This window comes from Mycobacterium lehmannii, from assembly GCF_001499925.1.
Taxonomy (GTDB): domain Bacteria; phylum Actinomycetota; class Actinomycetes; order Mycobacteriales; family Mycobacteriaceae; genus Mycobacterium; species Mycobacterium lehmannii.
The window spans coordinates 39116-56333 of record NZ_LQIR01000011.1 but is presented as its reverse complement, the minus strand read 5'-3'; the positions used below and the strand labels follow the sequence as shown (position 1 = coordinate 56333).

Sequence of the window (17218 nt, the reverse complement as noted above, 5' to 3'; positions counted from 1 at the left end):
CGGTTCCGCCGCGCGCGACTCACCGGCACGAACCGAGATACGCCTCGCACAACGGGGCGGCCAGCGCGTCGAGCACTTGCGCGTCGGGCACCGGTGGCCATGGCACCTGCAGGGGCAACGTCGACCACAGTGCGAGTTCGACGAGGCTGCCGCTGGTGGGATGGGCCAGCAGGTACTGGTGCACCACCTTCTGCCCCGAGACGCTGATCACCGCGGCGAGCCGCTCAGGATCGGCGGTGGTGATCGACGGCGACACCAGAGGCGCCGTCAACTGGCAGGTCCGCAGCCGCAACTGCGCCGAGCCGAGCACCGAGCGGGTGAGGGGTCCGTTGTGCGCGACGTCCCCGCGCCAGTGCAGCACCTGCGCCCGCAACTGCCACTGACCAGCGGGATTGGTCACTTGCGCCCTGGCAGCCACGACGTAGTCGCGCGGGTCGGCAGGCACGGGCGGGCTGGCGCAGAGTTCCTCGAACAGAAATCGCGGCGCGGGCGCGGTGACCGCCAGCCCGGCCAGCCCCGGCCACCGGTACACCGAGGCCAGCGGCAGCGCGCTGGGGACGGGCCATGCCACATCCGGGATCGCATCGCAGATCGGCGGGCACACGCCGGGGACCGCCCGCGCGGGTGGACCGGGCACAGGGGCGACCGTCAACGCCACGCCGAACGCGGCGAGGGCCACTGCAAGCAGCAATCGCACGACTCAACTACCCCCTGAACACGGCCGGCGCCGCCACAATATAGGCATGCAATTGACCCACTTCGGACATTCATGCTTACTGGCCAATTTCAAGAGCGATTCCGGCGACGAAGCGACGATCCTGTTCGACCCCGGCGTCTTTTCGCACGGATTCGAGGGCATCACCGGCCTGTCGGCGATCCTGGTCACCCATCAGCATCCCGACCACGCCGACACCGAGCGGCTGCCGGCCCTGCTCGACGCCAACCCGCAGGCCGCCTTGTACGCCGATCCGCAGACCGCCGCGCAACTCGGCGACCCCTGGCGCGCGGTCAACGTCGGCGACGTCCTTTCCATCGACCACCTGACCGTGCGGGGCGTCGGCGGCAAGCACGCGGTGATCCACCCGGAGTTGCCGGTCATCGACAACATCTCCTACCTCGTCGACGACGGGACCCATCGCGCCCGGCTCATGCATCCCGGTGACGCCTTGTACGCGCCAGGCGAACCGGTCGACGTGCTCGCCACCCCCGCGGCCGCGCCGTGGATGAAGATCTCCGAAGCGGTCGATTACCTGCGCGAGGTGGCGCCGACGCATGCGGTGCCCATCCATCAGGGCATCATCGATCCGAGCGCCCGCGGGATCTTCTACAGCCGGCTCACCGAGATGACCGACACCGATTTCCAGGTGCTCGAACCCGAGGACGGCACGCAATTCTGATTCGCGGTTCTTCGAAGTCAGGCCGTGTCACGTGCGGCCGCGCGGCCGGCCGCGCGCCCGGAGAACACACAGCCGCCGAGAAACGTGCCCTCCAGCGACCGATAACCGTGCACCCCGCCACCGCCGAAGCCCGCCGCCTCTCCGGCGGCGAACAGGCCGTCGAACACGTTGCCGTCGGGCTTGAGCACGCGCGCGTCGAGATCGGTTTCCAATCCGCCCAACGACTTTCGCGTAAGGATGTGCAACTTCACCGCGATCAGCGGCCCCGCCTTGGGATCGGTCAACCGGTGCGGTGCCACGACGCGGCTGACGCGGTCGCCGAGGTAGTTGCGTGCCACGCGGATCGAGGCGATCTGCGTGTCCTTGGTGAACTTGTTGGCCACCTCGCGGTCGCGGGCGGTGACCTCGGCCTCGACGGTCGCGTAGTCCAGCGGCAGCACATCGGGGACGTCGTTCATCGCCGACACCAGGCCGCGCAGCGAGTCGGCGCTGACGAAGTCGACGCCACGGTCGACGAACGCCTGCACCGGCGCGGGCGCCCCGGCACGGACCCGCGCCAACACGTCGCGGATGCTGCGGCCGGTGAGGTCGGGGTTCTGTTCCTGACCCGACAGCGCGAACTCCTTGGCGATGATGCGGGCGTTGAGGATGAACCAGGTGTAGTCCTGGCCGGTCTGCGCGATGTGTTCGAGCGTGCCGAGCGTGTCGAAGCCGGGATACAACGGCGACGGCAGCCGGTTGCCGTTGGCGTCCAACCACAGTGACGACGGCCCGGGCAGGATACGGATCCCGTGCAGCGGCCAGATCGGGTCGTAGTTGGTGATGCCCTCGGTGTAGTGCCACATGCGGTCGCTGTTGATCACCCGCGCCCCGGCCGCCCTGGTGATCCCGATCATGCGCCCGTCGACGTGTGCGGGCACACCGGACAGCAGTTGTTCGGGTACGCGGCCCATCCGCTTGGGCCAGTTCTGCCGCACCAGGTCGTGGTTGCCGCCGATACCGCCGCTGGCGACGATCACCGCTTGGGCACGAAATTCGAACTGTCCGACCGGTTCTCGGGAGCTGGCCACGCCGCGGGGCGCGTCGGAGGGTTCGAGCACCGTTCCGCGAACGCCGACGACGGCACCGTGGGAGACGATGAGCTCGTCGACTTTGTGCCGGTGCGCGTACCGGACCCGCGCGGTCAGCCGACGAGCGAAGATGTCGACGATCGCGGGGCCGGTGCCCCAGGTGATGTGGAATCGCGGCACCGAGTTGCCGTGTCCGCGCGCGTCATATCCGCCGCGCTCGGCCCACCCGACGAGCGGGAACGTCTGCAGGCCGCGCTCGCGAAGCCAGCCGCGTTTCTCGCCGGCGGCGAAATCGACGTAGGCGTGCGCCCATTGGCGCGGCCAGTGGTCCTCCGGCCGGTCGAAGCCCGCCGAGCCGAGCCAGTCTTGAAGCGCCAGTTCGTGGCTGTCGCGGATACCCAGCCGCCGCTGCTCCGGGCTGTCGACGAAGAACAGCCCCCCGAACGACCAGTACGCCTGGCCGCCGATGTTGTTGGCGTTCTCCTGGTCGACGATCAGTACGCGGCGGCCACGCTCGACCAACTCGCAGGCCGCCACCAGACCCGCCAGCCCGGCTCCGACGACGATGACGTCAGCATCTGCCATGGCCGCCACGTTAGCGGGCGGGTGCTAAGCGGCGGCAGTCATTGCGGCGTCCGGACGCCACTTGTAAACATCGGGCGCGCATCGGTGCATGAGTGCGAGGTCGACGGCGTCGAGCATCGCGTGTCTGATGCCCGGCCTGCGCAAGTGCCGGGCGGTGACGGCGACTCGAACGATTCCGCCTCGCCGGGCCGTCCGCTCGGCCGACAGCACCAGCGTGCGGCACCACCATGGTTCGCGCAGGAAGCCTTCACCGATACCGAGCACGCGCGACCGCACGGCCGTCCCGCGGACCAGGTCGGCGATGTCGGTCAGCCCGGCGAGAAGTCGAAATCCCTTGCGCAGCAGCATTAGTGCGGTGCCATCGGATACGGTCCATCCCGGCGCCGCGAACAGCCGGGTACGCAAATCCATGTGCTCCATCACGCGGTCGGCGGCCATCAGCCGCAGGCCGGCCTCGTGTGCGGGCAGCGTCGCGAACTCGCCGCGGCGCTTCTTGGTTGCGGCCTCGTCGAAGCCGTGCAACACGATGGCGTCACCGGAGTCCCCCCGGGCGGCGAGCCAGTCGACCGTGGCGGCGTCCTCTTCAAGCCGGTAGCCGCCCTTGATCCTGGGCGCCACCAGCAACGAGACCGGCACGCCCCGGGCGTCCAGTTGGGCGCAGAAGTCCGCGACGTCGGGGATCGTACGATCGCTGATACCGGAGAGGGAGACGATCAGCTGTCCTGCCATGCCGCCAATGTGGCAACCTCAGGTGTCGCAACGGTTTACCACACGCTGACGGCAGGTGACCATCGGGCGCTATCGCGGCAGGACATCCTCGATCGCCGTGATGACCTCGGGGGCGTCGGGTTCGGTGCGCGGCCGGAACCGCTTGACGACCGTTCCGCCCGGCGCCAGCAGAAACTTCTCGAAGTTCCACTGGATGTCGCCGGCCTCACCGCTGTCGTCGGGCGTCTTCGTCAGCTCGGCGTACAGCGGGTGCCGGTCGGCGCCGTTGACGTCGGTCTTGGCCAGCAAGGGGAACGTCACGCCGTACGTCGTCGAGCAGAACTGCTGAATTTCCTCGGCCGAACCGGGCTCCTGGCCCATGAACTGGTTGCACGGCACGCCGATCACGGTCAGCCCGCGGTCGCGGTAGTCCTTGGCCAACTGTTCGAGCGCGGTGTACTGCGGAGTCAGACCGCATTTGGAGGCGACGTTGACCACCAGCGCGGCGCCGTCGGCCAATTCGCCGAGCGTGGTGTCGCGGCCGTCGAGGGTGGTCACAGCGATATCGGTCAGCGGTGTCTGGGGCATGCCCGCACGTTACCCGGTCTCGAACAGCATGCCCGCGACCCGGTGCACGGTCGCTATCGGATCACCCTCGGCGTCGATCGCCTTGTTGAGCCACAACAGCGAAAAGCCGTGCACCAGTGACCAGGCCGCGAGCGCCGCCGCCGCAGGGTCCTCTGCGGCGCGCGGATCGTCGAGAGTGCCGACACCCTGCCTCAGTTGCGCACCCGCCGCGTCCCGGGCCGATTTCAACTCCGCGTCGCCCGGGTCGACGAGCGAGCGGTCGAACATCACCGCGTAGTGCCCGGGATGGTCGAGTGCGAACTGCACGTACGCCAGTGCGGCATCGATGAATTCCGGCTCTGCCTCACCGAGCGCAACGGCCAGCTTGCGCCAGCCCTGTGCGGCCAGCGCGGTGAACAGGCCGCGCCGGTCGGTGAAGTGGTGCGCCGGCGCGGCATGCGACACCCCCGCGACCCGTGCGAGCTCTCGCAGCGAGATTCCGTCGGCGCCGCGCTCGGCGACCAGGCTCGCCGCCTCGGCGAGGATGACCGCCTTCAGATCGCCGTGGTGGTAGGACGCCCTGCTCATGCGGCCATCATAACCGAAATCTTGACACTGGCTAGATTGTTACCTACGTTCGCAACTAGTCACTGTCAAGATTGGAGTTCGTCATGGCTGTACTCGTCACGCTGATACTCGGGACGCTCGGCGCCCGGCTGGTCGGCTTGTCGGGCGTGGACTACGTCGACGGCTGGCCGTCGGCGATCGCCGTCGGATTGGCCGCGATGTTCGCGCTCACCGGGGTCGCGCACTTCGTCAACCCGCTGCGCCGCGACATGATCGCGATCGTTCCGCCGCGGCTGCCCGCCCCGGCGCTGCTGGTCACCGTCACCGGTGTGCTCGAACTCGTCGGCGCGGTGGGTCTGCTCTACCCGCCCACCCGCGCCGCCGCAGCGGTCGGCCTTTTCGTGCTGATGATCGCGATGTTCCCGGCCAACGTCCACGCGGCACGGATGCCCGACCCGCCGAAGTCGATGACGACGCGGCTGGATCTGCGCACCGCCGAGCAGATCGTGTTTCTAGGGGCGGCGCTCGTGATCGGCCTGGGCAGCGTCCAGTAGCCACGCGTACTGGAAGGCGGTTTCCTTCCAGCGTTCGTATCGCCCGCTGATACCGCCATGGCCGGCATTCATCTCCGTCTTCAGCAGCACGGGATGACTGTCGGTCTTGGCATGGCGAAGCGCGGCAACCCATTTCGCCGGTTCGACGTAGTACACCCGGGTGTCGTTGAGCGACGTCATGGCAAGTATTCGCGGGTAGTTCCTCGCCTCGATGTTCTCGTAGGGCGAGTAGGACTTCATGTACTCGTAGACGTCCTTGTTCTCCAACGGGTTTCCCCACTCGTCCCACTCGGTGACCGTCAGCGGCAGCGACGGGTCGAGGATCGTGGTGAGCGGGTCGACGAACGGCACCACCGCGAGGACGCCCGCGAACAGCTCCGGAGCCATGTTGGCCACGGCGCCGACGAGTAGACCGCCGGCGCTGCCTCCGTAGGCCACCAGGTTCTGCGGCCGGGTGACATCGGTCTGCACGAGATGCTGCGCGGCGGCGATGAAATCGGTGAAGCTGTTCTTCTTCTCGAGCATCTTGCCGTGCTCATACCATGGCCGGCCGAGTTCACCGCCACCTCGGACATGCGCGACCGCGAACACCATCCCGCGGTCCAGCAACGACAGTCGCGCGATGGAGAACCGCGGATCTTCGCAGGCCTCATAGGCGCCGTAGCCGTACAGCAGCGTGGGCGCCGGATACTGCAGGCCGATCTTGTGCACGATCGAGATCGGTATCCGCACACCGTCCCGCGCGGTCGCCCAATCACGCCGCTCCACATAGTCTTCGGGCCGGTAGTCGCCGAGCACGGGCTGTTCGCGCAGCAGTGTCCGTTCGCCGGTGGCCAGGTCGACGTCGTAGATGCGCACCGGGGTGGTGTAGGAGGTGGAACCGATGCGCAGTTTGGGTGCGCTCCAATTGGGGTTGGCGCTCAGTCCCGCCGACGTCAGCTCGGATTCGAAGGTGAAGTCTTCTGGACTGCCGTATTCGCCGCCGGGATGGAGGGGCCAGAGCTGGATCCTCGGCAGCGCCTCACTGCGGTAACTGACGACGAGGTGCTTTTCGAAGGCGTCCACGGAGTCGAGGCGGACGTCGGCGCGGTGTTCGATCAGCGTGCGCACCGCGGTGGGGTCGCCGACTGGCGCCTCGACCAGGGTGAAGTTTTCGGCACCGTCGTTGTGCAGGATGAGAAACCGATCCTCGCCGCCCACGACGGCGTGCTCGACGGAGTACTCGACGAAGTCGAGGCGCGGCCACACGATCGTGAATTCTGCGTCCGGGTCGGTCGCGTCGGCGTAGCGCACCTCGGAGGTGACGGCGCTGCCGGCGGCGATGATGACGTACTTGTCGCTGCGGGTGCGCCCGACACCGAGCCAGTACCGTTCGTCGGGTTCGTTGTAGACCTTCTGCGCGGGCCGGCCCGAGCCGAGGCGGTGTCGCCAGATGGTGTCCGGGCGCCATGCCTCGTCGAGGGTCGAGTAGTAGAGCGTGCGGTTGTCGGCCGCCCACGTCGCCCCCGGACCGATACCGGCGATGGTGTCCTCATAGAGTTCACCGGTGCGTAAGTCCTTGAACCTCAGCGTGTACCGCTCGTCGCCTTTGAGGTCGACCGAATAGGCGAGGATGTTGCCGTCCAGGCTCACCGAGGCCGCGCCGAGCGAGAAGAACTCGTGGCCTTCGGCCTCGACGTTCTCGTCCAGCAGTACCTGTTCGCCGGGGATCTCGGTGTTCTCGTCGAGCACCGGAGGTGTCCAGTCGTCGAGATCGGCGACTGGACAACGGCAGTGCACGCTGTACTGCTTGCCCTCGAAGCTGCGGCCGTAGTACCACCACGCGTCGCGCCTGGTCGGCACAGAGAGGTCGGTCTCCTTGGTGCGCGCCTTGATCTCGTCGAAGATGGCCTGTCGCAGGGGCGCAAGGTGCTCGGTGACATGCTCGGTGTAGGCGTTCTCCGCCTCCAGATGCGCGATCACCTCGGGGCTGGTCTTGTCGCGCAGCCACTCGTAGGGATCGAGGAACACGTCGCCGTGATGCTCACGCCGGGTGTCGACGCGCTTGGCCACCGGCGGCTTCATCATCTGTTGATTCGCTCCGCAAGCGTTGCTCATGCACCGATCCAGTCGTCGAACTTTAGACCCGAAATGCGTTCGTAGGCCTCGATGTAGCGGGCGCGAGTGGATTCGACGACGTCCGGCGGCAGTGGCGGCGGAGGTGTATCACCGCTGCGGTCCCACCCCGACTCTTCAGAGGTGAGCCAGTTGCGGACGAACTGCTTGTCGAAGCTGTTCTGCACGACGCCTTCTTTCCAGTCGTCGGCTCGCCAGTACCTGCTCGAGTCGGGGGTGAACACCTCGTCGGCCAGTCGCAGTTCACCGTCCTCGTCCACTCCGAACTCGAACTTGGTGTCGGCGACGATGATTCCCGTGGTCAAGGCATGCTCGGCGCCGCGGCGGTATGTCTCCAATGTCCGATCGCGCAGTTGTTCGGCGCGCTGCTGACCGATCAGCTTGACCACATCGTCGAACGAGATGTTCTCATCATGTTGTCCCAGTTCGGCTTTGGTCGCAGGGGTGAACAGCGGCTCGTCGAACCTGCTGGCCTCGACCAGCCCGGCGGGAAGCGGGATACCGCATACCGCTCCCGTCTTCTGATAGTCGATGAGCCCGGAGCCGGTGAGGTAGCCGCGGGCCACCGCCTCCACCGGCAACATCTCGAGCTCCTGTACGACCAGCGCGCGGCCGAGCACGTCGGCGGGAATGCGCTCGTCGTCGGGTGGACCGGCGAGGTGATTGGGCGTGCCAGCGGTCCGGCTCAGCAGGTCGAAGAAGAACACGCTCATCGCCGTCAGGATGCGGCCCTTGTCGGGGATCAGCGAGTCGAGGACGTAGTCGTAGGCGGAGATGCGGTCGCTGGCCACGAAGAGCAGCGTCTCGTCGTCCACGCGATACAATTCGCGAACCTTGCCGCTGGCCAGATGTTCGTAGTCGGACAGAGCGGGGCGCATCGGGCCAGCCTATCGGGCAGCATCTAGTTCCATGACTTCGCGGTTTATCCCCTATGCCACCACGCCGACGCGGATCTTGGCCCAGCTCGTCAGTGACTTCGTGGTGGTCGCCTGGACCACGGTGTGGGTGCTGGTCGGCATGGCCGTGCATTCGGCGGTCTCCACGATCGCGGCGGTGGGTCGCCAGGTCGAGACCGGCGCCAACGGCGTCGCCGACAACCTCGACGCGGCCGGCGAGCGCACCGACGACTTCCCGCTGATCGGCGACGCGCTCAGCAAGCCGTTGCGCGCGGCCAGCGAGGCAGCACTCGACATCGCAGGCGCGGGTCACAGCCTCGACACCACGGCGTCGTGGTTGGCGTGGGTACTGGCGCTGGCGGTGGCCGCACCGCCGATCCTGTTCGTCGCGATGCCGTGGCTGTACCTTCGGCTGCGTTTCTTCCGCCGCAAGTGGACCGCGATCACGCTGGCCCGCACCCCCGCCGGTGAGCAGCTGTTGGCGCTGCGAGCGCTGGCCAACCGGCCGCTGGCCAAGCTGGTCGCCGTGCACGCCGATCCCGTCGAGGCGTGGCGCCTGCACGACGCAGACGCGATCCGCGGCCTCGCGGCGCTGGAGTTGCGCTCGTCAGGCGTCGCCCGCCACCTCTAACCGGCTCCGCCGCCGCGATTTGTGCACATCGAGGAGCGCTCACCGCTCCCGGATGTGCACAAATCGTTCCGAGGGAACCGTCCGGAGCCGCCGACGCGTCGAACTGGAACATGCTCGACGACCATCTTCGGCAGCACGACGGTGTGATCACGCTGGCGCAGGCTCGACAGTGCGGCCTCAGCAGGCACGCGGTAAATCGGCGTGTGCGATCGGGCCATTGGCTTCGGTGTTCGCCCGGGGTGTTCTTCGCCAATGACCGAACCTTCACCGACTCCGCACGTATCAGGGCTGCGGTGTGGTCTCTCGGTCCGCGAGCGACAGCCAGCGGATTGGCGGCGGCATGGTGGCACGGGATCACCCGGTTCGCGCCAGACAAAGTCGAGATCACGGTTCCGCGGGTGAGCAACTACCGACCGAGGTCCGGCACGCGGCTGCGGCGGCGCGATCTGTCGCCCCGTGACGTCGTCGAGCGGACGGGGCTGCGGGTCACCGCGATGCCGCTGACCGTGATCGAAGCCGCGGTCCGACGCGGCGGCGGACCGAAACTGATGGACGCCGCCCTGCAGCGTCACCTCGAGCTCGCCCAACTGTGGCGCGCGCATCTGCGCAACAAGGGCAGACACGGTTCACCGGCAGCACGGCGACTGCTTCGTGCGGCCGAAGACGGTGCGCGTTCCGAAGCCGAACGACTCCTGGTGAAGCTCCTGCGCGACGCCGGATTCACCGGATGGAGGACGAACTATCCCGTCGGCGGCTACAAGGTCGACGTGGCATTCATCCGAGCGAAGGTGGCGATCGAGGTCGACGGTTGGGCGTTCCACACCGACAGCGAGGCATTCCAGATCGACCGCAATCGGCAGAACGTGATCGCGCTCTTGAACTGGAAAGTGTTGCGTTTCACCTGGCTTGACTTGACGGCTTATCCCGAGCGGGTGATCGCCGAGGTCGCCGCCGCGACCGGTCAACGACCCTCATCCCAACATGCGCCGTAACGTGTGACCGAACGGATAGCGCGCAGTCACAGACCCGAATCGCACCCGGCCGCGCGCCACGAGATGCAGCCTTTGCGAGGGCGGACCGTGCGGCACCTTGAGAGTGGTGCTGCCTGCGAATGTCTCGACGCCGTTGAGGTCGGCGGTGGCGCCGTCGGGCAGGATCAACTCGGTCGAGCTGAAGTAGTCGTCGATGTCCAGGACGACGGTCGGGCTCTGCAATGTCGCGGCGGTGAAGTCGAGCGTGGTGTCGCACATTCGGGTGTTGAGGTCGACGCGCGCAGGTACAGTCCACGGTCCGCGTCGCGAGATCGACGACATCCGGCCGCGCAGCTGTTCGCCTCCGACCGCAACGGGCTGCATCGCATCCGTCGAGGGCAGGTCGGCGATCACCTTGCGCAGCTCTCCGCGGGTCCGCGCGGCAAGCACGGCGTCGATCCGCTCGCTGAACTCATCGAGCGTGAGCATGCCTTGGCCGACTGCCCGTTCGAGCAATTGCCTCACATGATCGCGGTCGGCGTCGGAAATCCGCACGTTCGCGTCATCGATGTCCATGCCCCGAGGGTAGGGGGCGGAACCGCGCGCTCACTCGCAGCACTCCGGCGATCGAGACAGCGATCCACGCAGCAAACGCTATCCAGAAGAACACCAGCGAAATCGTCGGTAGGCCATGCCATCCGGTCTCTACCGCCATGGCGTGGCTGGCCGCCGAGTACATGCCCAGCGGGAAGACCATCGCCCACCACACGCCGGCGAATCGCCGGGCATCCGGCCGTCCGAGGTGCCGCACAGCGAAGTACACGAGCGGCGGGATCCATGCCGACGCCAGACACCACGTCGCGACGGTCACCCCAAGAACGGCGTCGATGCCTGCGCGATGGATGTGGTCGCCCGCCAACGTCGCGATCGCGAGCCCACCCATCAATATCCACGCGTCGGGCTCGAATCCACCGGGATCCAGACGCGCAGCGAACGCACGCGCCAGGATCAGCGCGGTCATGACCCCGTAAATCGCGACGGCAACGATCCATATCGCGACGGCGATCAGCAGTAAGGCATGCCACACCGTGTCGTGCGCAAGGGCGACCGCGACGATCGCCAAACCGGACGAGCCGACGCTGCACAGTTCCCACGCCCCACGTGCTCGTCCCTGCAGCTCCGTCCAAGACCGACTCGCGAAGTTGCGCGCTGTCAAGACGACCAAGACCGACCACACCAGCGCGGCGGGGACGGCCAGAGCCCACATGATCGCCGAGTTCGCCATCAACCGGTTGTCGAGCACCGCACACGCCGCGACGAACGTGAACAAGCCGATCGTCACATCGAGGTCAGACAAATCGGGCGGCCGCCGAAGCCACGAAACCACAGCTGCCGCAACCAGAACCAGCAACGCAAGAACGGCCAGCACGGCCAGAGCGCCACTGACGTATGTCAAACCGTGGTCGACCGCGGCGATGGAGACGATACCGGTCGCCATCACGAACGCGAACGCGTCGGGCCTCACCGCCAGCCGCTCACCGCAACTCGACTACCAGATGGCGGATACCGGTGTGCCGATTGCTCCGCGTCCATTCGACGGGCTTAACCAGACGAGCTTCGGAGAAGCGGGGCAGCAACTCCTCGAACAACACGCGTAGCTCGAGCCGCGCCAGGTTCGCGCCCAGACAGTAGTGCACACCCTGGCCGAAGCCCAGGTGCGGATTGGGCTGACGGGCGATGTCGAACACGTCGGGTTCGGCGAACACCGCATCGTCGCGATTGGCCGAACCCTCCCAGATCTGCACCTTCTGCCCGGCTGCGATCTCGCATCCGCCCAACGTCACGTCGCGAGCTGCGGTGCGCCGCTTGGACGGTGAGGGCGACGACCAGCGCACCATCTCCTCGACCGCCGAACCCAGCAACGCGGAATCGTCGCGCAGCGCTGCCAGCGAGTCGGGGTTCTCGATCAACGCCAGCAGGCCGCCCGCCACCGCGTTGCGTGTCGTCTCGGCACCCGCACTGAACAACAGGCTGAAGAACAGATAAAGCTCCAGGTCGGATAGCGCACCGTCGTCCACCGACGCGTTCGCGACCACCGACAACATGTCGTCGGTCGGCGAGGCGCGCTTGGCGGCGATCAACTCCTGTCCGTAGGTGTACATCCGCGAACCCGCTTCTTCGGCGGTCAACTGGCCGACAGACGCTTTTCGCGATCCTCCGAAGTCGAACTGCGGCTCAATGGCGTGAAACAGCCAATGTCGTTCAGACTCCGGCACTCCCAGCAGGATGCAGATCATCTGCATCGGCAACTCGGCCGCCACGTCGACCAGGAAGTCAAAGGGCTCGCCAGGCGAGACGCAATCCAGCAGGCGTCGTGCCCGCGAGCGAAGATCGTCTTCGACCCTGCGGATCATCCGCGGCGTCAGGCCGGAGCTGACCAGCCGCCGGATCTGCGAATGCCGCGGGTCGTCCATCATGTTGAGCACCTGACCGGCGATCGCCAGATCCTGCAGCAGCGTGCCGCCGTAGGGCCGGGAGCCGCCGGTCACCGACGAGAAGGTCTGCGGATCACGAAACACCGCAAGCGTTTCGGCGTAGGTGGCCACGGACCAGAATCCCTCGCCGTCGGGCGTGTGCTCGGTCGGCTCGTGCCAGTACACCGGGGCCTCGCGCCGATGCAACGCGAACAGTTCGTGCGGAAAACCGTTCGCGAAGTTGTCCAGATCGGTGAAGTCGATCCCGCCCAGGGTCACAAGATGGCACCCGAAGTGTATTTGGCCGCTTCGGGATAGCGGCTCACCAACTCGTCGACGGCCGCAACCACACGGTCCACCTGATCGCCTGCCGCGCCGGTGAACACCTGCTTGTCGGCCAGCGCCGCATCGAGCGCCGGCCGGTCCAGCGGCAGCCGCGAATCGGCCGCCAACCGATCCAGCAGATCGGGTTCCTGACCCTTCTCCCGCATGGCCAACGCCACCGCGACGGCGTGCTCCTTGATGACCTCGTGCGCGGTTTCGCGGCCCACCCCGGCCCGGACGGCGGCGATGAGGATCCGCGTCGTCGCCAGGAACGGCAGGTAGCGATCCAGTTCGCGCTGAATCACCGCGGGATAGGCGCCGAACTCGTCGAGCACCGTCAGGAACGTCTCGATCTGTCCGTCGACGGCGAAGAACGCATCCGGCAGCGCCACGCGGCGCACCACCGAGCAGAACACGTCGCCCTCATTCCATTGCGCGCCAGCCAGTTCGGCCGCCATGGAGCCGTAGCCGCGCAGCACCACCTGCAATCCGTTGACCCGTTCACACGACCGCGTGTTCATCTTGTGGGGCATCGCCGAGGAGCCCACCTGCCCGGGTGCGAAGCCCTCGGTCACCAGTTCGTGGCCGGCCATCAGCCGGATGGTGTGCGCCAGCGACGACGGTCCTGCGCCCACCTGCACCAGCGCGGAGACGACGTCGTGGTCCAGCGAGCGCGGATACACCTGCCCGACACTGGTGAAAATCTCGGTGAAGCCCAGGAATTCGGCGACGCGCCGCTCGAGCTCGGCCAGCCGCGAGGCGTCGCCGCCGAACAGGTCGAGCATGTCCTGGGCGGTGCCCATCGGACCCTTCACACCGCGCAGCGGGTAGCGGTCGATCAACGAGCGCAGGCGCTGCAGCGCGATCAGCAGCTCCTCTGCCGCGGAGGCAAACCGCTTGCCCAGTGTGGTGGCTTGTGCGGCGACGTTGTGGCTGCGGCCGGCCATCACCAGGTCGCGGTACAGCACGGCGCGCTCGGCCAGCCGGGCCACCACCGCCACTCCGTGGGAATGCACCAGTTCCAGCGAGCGCCGGATCTGGAGTTGCTCGACGTTCTCGGTCAAGTCGCGACTTGTCATGCCCTTGTGCACGTGCTCGTGGCCGGCCAGCGCGTTGAACTCCTCGATGCGCGCCTTGACGTCGTGGCGCAGAACGCGCTCGCGGGCGGCGATCGATCCGAGGTCGACCTGTTCGAGCACCCGCTCGTAGTCGTCGACCACGCCGGAGGGCACATCGACGCCCAGTTCGGCCTGGGCGCGAAGCACCGCCAGCCACAGCCGGCGCTCCGCGACGACCTTGGCTTGCGGTGACCAGATCGCCACCATGTCCTCGCTGGCGTACCGATTGGCCAGCACGTTGGGGATCGTCACAAACACTCAGCTTACGACCCGGGTAGTGCAGGCTGGTCCCATGTACTTCGTTGGGCTCGATCTCGCGTGGGCGGAGGGAAACCAATCCGGGGTGGCAGTCCTCGACGACGACGGACGGCTTGTGCAGGTGGGCGCGGCGGTCAGCGACGACGACATCGAAGCGGCCCTCGCGCCGTTTGTCGACGGCCCATGCGTCGTGGGCATCGACGCGCCGCTCATCGTCAACAACCCCAGCGGGTATCGGCTCGGCGAGACGCTCTACAACCGGGACTTCGCACCGTTCGAGGCGACCGCCCAGCCCGCGAACACGGGTAACCGTCTCTTCGATCCACCCCGCGCCGAGGTGCTCTGCCAACGCCTGGGCCTGGATCCCGACCCGCTGTCTCGCGGCGACCGGCGCGCGATCGAGGTCTATCCGCACGCCGCGACGATCTCGCTGTTCAAACTCGGCAAGACGCTCAAGTACAAGCGGCGCGCCAAGGATGTCGCCAAGCGCAAGGACGAGCTGCTGAGAATGGTGGGGCTGATCGAGGGGTTGAACGACGCGACACCGCGGCTTCGCGTGCGCAGCAGCCCCGCCTGGCTCGAACTTCGCAGGAGGATCGAGGCCAGCGATCGAGCCTTCCAGCTGAACGCTTGTGAGGATCCCGTCGACGCGGTGCTCTGCGCGTACGTCGCGCTGTTCTTCGTGCGGCGGCGCGAGGACGTCACGATCTACGGCGACCGCGAAGGCGGCTACATCGTCACGCCCGCACTACCGCCGGGGCTGACGCCCGCTCCCCGATCCCGTGCTGCGGCCAACCCCGAGGGCGGCGACGTGTTACCGCGCCTGGAGCAGGTTCAACAACTGATCGAGCGAGCTCAACGCGAACTCACCGAGATCCGCAGGCAGTTGGGCGGTTAATCCGGCGACTGCGCGAGCTGGGTCGGATCGTTGATGCCCGCGTCCTTGATGCCGAGTCGCCTGTTGATCACCATCGTGATGAGGAAGAGCACGATTCCGATCACCACCAGGATCCCGCCCAGCAGATACTGCGTGCCGGGGCGGCCCGACAGGGGCGTCACCAAATACACCGACGTGATGAATCCGATGATGGGCAATGCCGTGGGTGTTCGGAAGTGCCTGTCATCCTTGGGGACATCGCGACGCAGGACCAACACCGCGACGTTGACCGTCGCGAACACCGCCAACAGCAGCAGCGACGTGGTGCCGCCGAGTACCGAGAGCGCCTTGCTGCTCGCGAACGCCGAGACGTAGAAGATCAGCCCGAACGCGATGATGGTGGTGAAAATGATTGCCACCCAGGGGGTGTGGCGAGTCCGGTGCACCGAACCCAGAACCGGCGGCAGTACATGCTGGCGTGCCATGCCGTAAATCAACCGGCTGGCCATCAACATGTTGATCAGCGCGGTGTTCGAGACCGCGAACATCGTGATGAACGGGAACAACTCATCGATCGGAAGGCCCGGTGCGGCGGCCTCGACAACGCTCACCAGTGGGGTGCTGCTCTCCCTCAATTCGCCGATCGGCACCATCGCCACCGCGATGATGGACACCAGGATGTACACGACACCCGCGATGCTCAGGCCGGTCAACAAGACCTTCGGGAAGATCCGGACGGGGTCTTTGGTCTCCTCGGCCATGTTGACCGAGTCCTCGAACCCGACCATGGCGAAGAAGGCAAGCGAGGTCGCCGCGGTGATCGCGACGAATGTGCTTCGGTCCTCACTGCTTTCGAACATCACGATGCGCGAGAAGTCGTGGTCGCCGGCCTGGGTGAAGGCCCACAGACCGACGAAGATCACCAGCAGCAGACCGCTGATCTCGATGATGGTCAGGCCGACGTTGAGTTTGACGCTCTCACTGACGCCGCGCAGGTTGATCGCGGCGAGGACGGCCATGAAGCTCAGGGCGATGAGGGTAACGCCCGCCTTACCCCAATCCAGGCCGAACCCCTTGATCAGGTTGGCCGCGAACGCCTGTGATGCGGTCGAGGCCGACGTGATACCGGAACACATCACCACGAACGCCACCAGGAATGTGAAGAACTGGATCCCGAATGCCTTGTGCGCGTACAACGCTGCGCCCGCGGCTTGCGGATACTTGGTGACAAGCTCCAGATAGGAGAACGCCGTGACGGTGGCGATGGCGAACGCGAGCAGGAACGGCAGCCACGCCGCCCCACCCACTTCCCCGGCGACCTGACCGGTCAGCGCGTAGACACCGGTACCGAGGATGTCACCGACGATGAACAGCAGCAACAACCCCGGACCCATGACCCGCCGAAGCTCCGGTTGCGTGTCGGTCGGCGTACTCATCGGCCTCCTACGTCACACCTGCGCCACTCGCTCGTCGATTGGTGCCAACACGTCTATCACGTCGATCAGCGTCGCGCGTGCTGTTGCGCGAGGCCCGTCGCCCTCGGCGACGAGCGCCGCCACCACCGCACCGTCGACCGCGTTGACCAATGCGGTGAGGTACTCGGCGCGCACCGAACGACCCGAGCGCTCGATGACCTCGATGACGGCATCGGTGCGCTGGCGCATGATTCGCCGTTGGATGTCGCGCAGCATCGGGTGGCGCGCGCACGCGATGTAGCGCTCGTAGCGTGAGATCAACTGCTCGCTGACCCGTTGCCCCGCCACGTCGTCGACCAACAGATCCACCAGGATGTCGGCGGTCGACTCCGCGCCGCGGCGGCGCCGCGACAGCATCGCCACCCGGGCGCGCAACTGCTCGGCCTCACGCTCGCCGACGTATTCGACGGCCCTGGCGATCAGATCGTCCAGCGACGAGAAGTAGTAGGTCGTCGACGCCAGCGGCAGGCCGGCGCGACGGGCCACCGCGCGATGTCGCACCGCGTCGAAGCCGCCCTCGCACAGCAGATCGGCAGCGGCGCTGACCAGCGCAAAGCGTCGACGTTCTCCCTTGGGAGTGACCGCTGCCGTCACCTTTAGCATGCTGCCAGTCGGGCGGCCCTACCATCGC

The 17218-nt window shown here is 66.9% G+C and carries 18 protein-coding genes; 5 read left to right on the top strand and 13 right to left on the bottom strand.

Features of this window, described 5'->3' with window-relative positions; genetic code table 11:
- Positions 1 to 19 precede the first annotated feature (19 nt).
- On the bottom strand, positions 20 to 697 hold the full coding sequence (locus tag AU192_RS07735; protein WP_064395209.1) for a hypothetical protein: 678 nt from the start codon (positions 695 to 697) through the stop codon (positions 20 to 22).
- 46 nt (positions 698 to 743) lie between these two features.
- Between AU192_RS07735 and AU192_RS07730 the strand changes: the two genes are divergently transcribed.
- Positions 744 to 1397, top strand: a complete 654-nt coding sequence (locus AU192_RS07730; RefSeq protein ID WP_064395208.1) for an MBL fold metallo-hydrolase — start codon at positions 744 to 746, stop codon at positions 1395 to 1397.
- A gap of 17 nt (positions 1398 to 1414) precedes the next feature.
- Here AU192_RS07730 and AU192_RS07725 read toward each other — a convergent pair whose 3' ends face one another.
- The 4 genes from AU192_RS07725 to AU192_RS07710 form a co-directional block, all read right to left on the bottom strand.
- Positions 1415 to 3052 (bottom strand): FAD-binding dehydrogenase, encoded by a 1638-nt coding sequence (locus AU192_RS07725; RefSeq protein ID WP_064395240.1) that lies wholly within the window; start codon positions 3050 to 3052, stop codon positions 1415 to 1417.
- 24 nt (positions 3053 to 3076) lie between these two features.
- Positions 3077 to 3781 carry a DUF2334 domain-containing protein gene (locus AU192_RS07720; protein WP_064395207.1) on the bottom strand — a complete coding sequence of 235 codons (705 nt, stop codon included), beginning with the start codon at positions 3779 to 3781 and terminating at the stop codon, positions 3077 to 3079.
- 69 nt (positions 3782 to 3850) lie between these two features.
- Entirely contained in the window at positions 3851 to 4348 is a 498-nt protein-coding gene (locus AU192_RS07715; protein ID WP_064395206.1) for a glutathione peroxidase, read from the bottom strand.
- A gap of 9 nt (positions 4349 to 4357) precedes the next feature.
- Positions 4358 to 4915, bottom strand: a complete 558-nt coding sequence (locus tag AU192_RS07710; RefSeq protein WP_064395205.1) for a TetR/AcrR family transcriptional regulator — start codon at positions 4913 to 4915, stop codon at positions 4358 to 4360.
- A gap of 83 nt (positions 4916 to 4998) precedes the next feature.
- Here AU192_RS07710 and AU192_RS07705 point away from each other — a divergent pair, with 83 nt between their 5' ends.
- A complete protein-coding gene (locus AU192_RS07705) occupies positions 4999 to 5448 on the top strand; it encodes a DoxX family protein (protein WP_064395239.1) in 450 nt (149 codons plus the stop codon).
- Here AU192_RS07705 and AU192_RS07700 read toward each other — a convergent pair.
- Both AU192_RS07700 and AU192_RS07695 read right to left on the bottom strand, forming a co-directional pair.
- The gene (locus AU192_RS07700) at positions 5407 to 7512 is read right to left on the bottom strand and encodes a S9 family peptidase (protein ID WP_064395238.1); all 2106 of its coding nucleotides are present in this window, start codon (positions 7510 to 7512) and stop codon (positions 5407 to 5409) included. The two genes, AU192_RS07705 and AU192_RS07700, sit on opposite strands and share 42 nt — an antisense overlap.
- Positions 7513 to 7541: 29 nt before the next feature.
- A complete protein-coding gene (locus AU192_RS07695) occupies positions 7542 to 8441 on the bottom strand; it encodes a phosphoribosylaminoimidazolesuccinocarboxamide synthase (protein WP_064395204.1) in 900 nt (299 codons plus the stop codon).
- A gap of 31 nt (positions 8442 to 8472) precedes the next feature.
- Between AU192_RS07695 and AU192_RS07690 the strand changes: the two genes are divergently transcribed.
- The gene (locus tag AU192_RS07690; RefSeq protein WP_064395203.1) at positions 8473 to 9090 is read left to right on the top strand and encodes a hypothetical protein; all 618 of its coding nucleotides are present in this window, start codon (positions 8473 to 8475) and stop codon (positions 9088 to 9090) included.
- A 110-nt stretch (positions 9091 to 9200) separates the two neighbouring features.
- Positions 9201 to 10082, top strand: a complete 882-nt coding sequence (locus AU192_RS07685) for a type IV toxin-antitoxin system AbiEi family antitoxin domain-containing protein (RefSeq protein ID WP_064395202.1) — start codon at positions 9201 to 9203, stop codon at positions 10080 to 10082.
- On the opposite strand, the gene AU192_RS07680 is transcribed toward AU192_RS07685, so the two are convergent.
- The 4 genes from AU192_RS07680 to purB are packed head-to-tail and all read right to left on the bottom strand — an operon-like array spanning position 10062 to position 14229.
- Complete coding sequence (locus AU192_RS07680; protein WP_064395201.1) at positions 10062 to 10637, bottom strand: DUF1707 SHOCT-like domain-containing protein; 576 nt, start codon at positions 10635 to 10637, stop codon at positions 10062 to 10064. The genes AU192_RS07685 and AU192_RS07680 overlap by 21 nt on opposite strands.
- Entirely contained in the window at positions 10624 to 11586 is a 963-nt protein-coding gene (locus tag AU192_RS07675; RefSeq protein ID WP_082694942.1) for a tellurite resistance/C4-dicarboxylate transporter family protein, read from the bottom strand. The genes AU192_RS07680 and AU192_RS07675 overlap by 14 nt, the downstream gene beginning before the upstream one ends.
- 10 nt (positions 11587 to 11596) lie before the next feature.
- Positions 11597 to 12814, bottom strand: coding sequence for a cytochrome P450 (locus AU192_RS07670; RefSeq protein WP_064395200.1), 1218 nt, complete (start codon positions 12812 to 12814; stop codon positions 11597 to 11599).
- The gene (gene purB, locus AU192_RS07665) at positions 12811 to 14229 is read right to left on the bottom strand and encodes an adenylosuccinate lyase (protein WP_064395199.1); all 1419 of its coding nucleotides are present in this window, start codon (positions 14227 to 14229) and stop codon (positions 12811 to 12813) included. The genes AU192_RS07670 and purB overlap by 4 nt, the downstream gene beginning before the upstream one ends.
- Positions 14230 to 14269: 40 nt before the next feature.
- On the opposite strand from purB, the gene AU192_RS07660 reads away from it, so the two are divergent.
- Complete coding sequence (locus AU192_RS07660) at positions 14270 to 15133, top strand: DUF429 domain-containing protein (RefSeq protein WP_064395198.1); 864 nt, start codon at positions 14270 to 14272, stop codon at positions 15131 to 15133.
- Here AU192_RS07660 and AU192_RS07655 read toward each other — a convergent pair.
- Both AU192_RS07655 and AU192_RS07650 read right to left on the bottom strand, forming a co-directional pair.
- Entirely contained in the window at positions 15130 to 16548 is a 1419-nt protein-coding gene (locus AU192_RS07655; RefSeq protein WP_064395197.1) for an APC family permease, read from the bottom strand. The genes AU192_RS07660 and AU192_RS07655 overlap by 4 nt on opposite strands.
- A gap of 12 nt (positions 16549 to 16560) precedes the next feature.
- Positions 16561 to 17190: a TetR/AcrR family transcriptional regulator gene (locus tag AU192_RS07650; protein ID WP_064395196.1), complete on the bottom strand. Its 630-nt coding sequence runs from the start codon at positions 17188 to 17190 to the stop codon at positions 16561 to 16563.
- Between the last annotated feature and the right edge of the window lie 28 nt (positions 17191 to 17218).

Coding starts and splice junctions, on each gene's coding strand:
- AU192_RS07690 (WP_064395203.1), top strand. CDS start 8,473: ATGACTTCGCGGTTTATCCCCTATGCCACCACGCCGACGCGGATCTTG.
- AU192_RS07695 (WP_064395204.1), bottom strand. CDS start 8,441: ATGCGCCCCGCTCTGTCCGACTACGAACATCTGGCCAGCGGCAAGGTT.
- AU192_RS07680 (WP_064395201.1), bottom strand. CDS start 10,637: ATGGACATCGATGACGCGAACGTGCGGATTTCCGACGCCGACCGCGAT.
- AU192_RS07685 (WP_064395202.1), top strand. CDS start 9,201: ATGCTCGACGACCATCTTCGGCAGCACGACGGTGTGATCACGCTGGCG.
- AU192_RS07730 (WP_064395208.1), top strand. CDS start 744: ATGCAATTGACCCACTTCGGACATTCATGCTTACTGGCCAATTTCAAG.
- AU192_RS07660 (WP_064395198.1), top strand. CDS start 14,270: ATGTACTTCGTTGGGCTCGATCTCGCGTGGGCGGAGGGAAACCAATCC.
- AU192_RS07655 (WP_064395197.1), bottom strand. CDS start 16,548: ATGAGTACGCCGACCGACACGCAACCGGAGCTTCGGCGGGTCATGGGT.
- AU192_RS07715 (WP_064395206.1), bottom strand. CDS start 4,348: ATGCCCCAGACACCGCTGACCGATATCGCTGTGACCACCCTCGACGGC.
- AU192_RS07705 (WP_064395239.1), top strand. CDS start 4,999: ATGGCTGTACTCGTCACGCTGATACTCGGGACGCTCGGCGCCCGGCTG.
- AU192_RS07725 (WP_064395240.1), bottom strand. CDS start 3,052: ATGGCAGATGCTGACGTCATCGTCGTCGGAGCCGGGCTGGCGGGTCTG.
- AU192_RS07650 (WP_064395196.1), bottom strand. CDS start 17,190: ATGCTAAAGGTGACGGCAGCGGTCACTCCCAAGGGAGAACGTCGACGC.
- AU192_RS07720 (WP_064395207.1), bottom strand. CDS start 3,781: ATGGCAGGACAGCTGATCGTCTCCCTCTCCGGTATCAGCGATCGTACG.
- AU192_RS07710 (WP_064395205.1), bottom strand. CDS start 4,915: ATGAGCAGGGCGTCCTACCACCACGGCGATCTGAAGGCGGTCATCCTC.
- AU192_RS07700 (WP_064395238.1), bottom strand. CDS start 7,512: ATGAAGCCGCCGGTGGCCAAGCGCGTCGACACCCGGCGTGAGCATCAC.